General features: G+C 50.1%; 1 rRNA gene. It reads right to left on the bottom strand.

What is annotated here, in order from left to right:
• Nucleotides 1–20: 20 nt before the first annotated feature.
• A 23S ribosomal RNA gene (locus tag A1QC_RS06365) occupies nt 21–2,914 on the bottom strand.
• Between the last annotated feature and the right edge of the window lie 46 nt (nt 2,915–2,960).

Below are 2,960 nucleotides of genomic sequence, written 5' to 3'. Positions count from 1 at the left end.
CAAAACCCTTTAGGTGTTGTATGGTTAAGCCTCACGGGCAATTAGTACAGGTTAGCTCAATGCCTCGCAGCACTTACACACCCTGCCTATCAACGTTCTAGTCTCGAACAACCCTTTAGGACGCTTAAAGCGCCAGGGAAGACTCATCTCAGGGCTCGCTTCGTGCTTAGATGCTTTCAGCACTTATCGATTCCGAACCTTAGCTACCGGGCAATGCCATTGGCATGACAACCCGAACACCAGAGGTTCGTCCACTCCGGTCCTCTCGTACTAGGAGCAGCCCCCTTCAATCTTCCAACGCCCACGGCAGATAGGGACCGAACTGTCTCACGACGTTCTAAACCCAGCTCGCGTACCACTTTAAATGGCGAACAGCCATACCCTTGGGACCGACTTCAGCCCCAGGATGTGATGAGCCGACATCGAGGTGCCAAACACCGCCGTCGATATGAACTCTTGGGCGGTATCAGGCCTGTTATCCCCGGAGTACCTTTTATCCGTTGAGCGATGGCCCTTCCATTCAGAACCACCGGATCACTATGACCTGCTTTCGCACCTGCTCGAATTGTCATTCTCGCAGTCAAGCGGGCTTATGCCATTGCACTAACCACACGATGTCCAACCGTGTTTAGCCCACCTTCGTGCTCCTCCGTTACTCTTTGGGAGGAGACCGCCCCAGTCAAACTACCCACCAGGCACTGTCCTCACCCCAGATAATGGGGCTAAGTTAGAACATCAACACTACAAGGGTGGTATTTCAAGATTGACTCCACATCATCTAGCGACAATGCTTCAAAGTCTCCCACCTATCCTACACATGTAGGGTCAATGTTCAGTGCCAAGCTGTAGTAAAGGTTCACGGGGTCTTTCCGTCTAGCCGCGGGTACACTGCATCTTCACAGCGATTTCAATTTCACTTGAGTCTCGGGTGGAGACAGCGTGGCCATCATTACGCCATTCGTGCAGGTCGGAACTTACCCGACAAGGAATTTCGCTACCTTAGGACCGTTATAGTTACGGCCGCCGTTTACCGGGGCTTCGATCAAGAGCTTCTACCGAAGTATAACCCCCATCAATTAACCTTCCGGCACCGGGCAGGCGTCACACCGTATACGTCATCTTACGATTTTGCACAGTGCTGTGTTTTTAATAAACAGTTGCAGCCACCTGGTATCTGCGACTCCCGTCAGCTTAGAGAGCAAGTCTCATCACCAACAAGAGCGTACCTTCTCCCGAAGTTACGGTACCATTTTGCCTAGTTCCTTCACCCGAGTTCTCTCAAGCGCCTTGGTATTCTCTACCCGACCACCTGTGTCGGTTTGGGGTACGATTTCTTATAAACTGAAGCTTAGAGGCTTTTCCTGGAAGCATGGCATCAATGACTTCACTACCGTAGTAGCTCGACATCGTGTCTCAGCCTAACAATTTCCCGGATTTACCTAAGAAATTAGCCTACGCACTTGAACCTGGACAACCATCGCCAGGCCCACCTAGCCTTCTCCGTCCCCCCATCGCATTTATAAGAAGTACGGGAATATTAACCCGTTTCCCATCGACTACGCTTTTCAGCCTCGCCTTAGGGGTCGACTTACCCTGCCCCGATTAACGTTGGACAGGAACCCTTGGTCTTCCGGCGAGGGAGTTTTTCACTCCCTTTATCGTTACTCATGTCAGCATTCGCACTTCTGATACCTCCAGCAAACTTCTCAGTTCACCTTCAACGGCTTACAGAACGCTCCCCTACCCATCATAGTAAACTATGATGCCGCAGCTTCGGTGTATAGCTTAGCCCCGTTACATCTTCCGCGCAGGCCGACTCGACCAGTGAGCTATTACGCTTTCTTTAAATGATGGCTGCTTCTAAGCCAACATCCTGGCTGTCTGAGCCTTCCCACATCGTTTCCCACTTAAGCTATACTTTGGGACCTTAGCTGGCGGTCTGGGTTGTTTCCCTCTCCACGACGGACGTTAGCACCCGCCGTGTGTCTCCCGGATAGTACTTACTGGTATTCGGAGTTTGCAAAGGGTTGGTAAGTCGGGATGACCCCCTAGCCTTAACAGTGCTCTACCCCCAGTAGTATTCGTCCGAGGCGCTACCTAAATAGCTTTCGGGGAGAACCAGCTATCTCCAGGTTTGATTGGCCTTTCACCCCTAGCCACAAGTCATCCGCTAATTTTTCAACATTAGTCGGTTCGGTCCTCCAATTGATGTTACTCAATCTTCAACCTGCCCATGGCTAGATCACCTGGTTTCGGGTCTATACCTAGCAACTCGACGCCCAGTTAAGACTCGGTTTCCCTACGGCTCCCCTATACGGTTAACCTTGCTACTAAATATAAGTCGCTGACCCATTATACAAAAGGTACGCAGTCACACCACGAAGGTGCTCCTACTGCTTGTACGTACACGGTTTCAGGTTCTATTTCACTCCCCTCACAGGGGTTCTTTTCGCCTTTCCCTCACGGTACTGGTTCACTATCGGTCAGTCAGGAGTATTAGCCTTGGAGGATGGTCCCCCCATATTCAAACAGGATATCACGTGTCCCGCCTTACTCGTTTTCACTTAGTATGATGTGTCGGTTACGGGGCTATCACCCTGTATCGCGGTACTTTCCAGAACCTTCACCTGCATCATATAAAGCTTAAGGGCTAATCCAATTTCGCTCGCCGCTACTTTCGGAATCTCGGTTGATTTCTCTTCCTCCGGGTACTTAGATGTTTCAGTTCCCCGGGTTCGCCTTATTAACCTATGTATTCAGTTAATAATACGTGCTTATGCACGTGGGTTTCCCCATTCGGAAATCGTAGACTCAAGTGGCTTTTACTGCCTAATCTACGCTTATCGCAAGTTAATACGTCCTTCATCGCCTCTGACTGCCTAGGCATCCACCGTGTACGCTTATTCACTTAACCATACAACCCAAAAGGGTCTTATGTATGTTCAACTAAATAAGGTTTA

The sequence above is a fragment of the Vibrio rumoiensis 1S-45 genome, from assembly GCF_000286955.2.
Classification (GTDB): Bacteria; Pseudomonadota; Gammaproteobacteria; order Enterobacterales; family Vibrionaceae; genus Vibrio; species Vibrio rumoiensis_A.
Note: the sequence above shows the minus strand (reverse complement) of the source record. Positions and strands in the feature narration are given on the sequence as shown.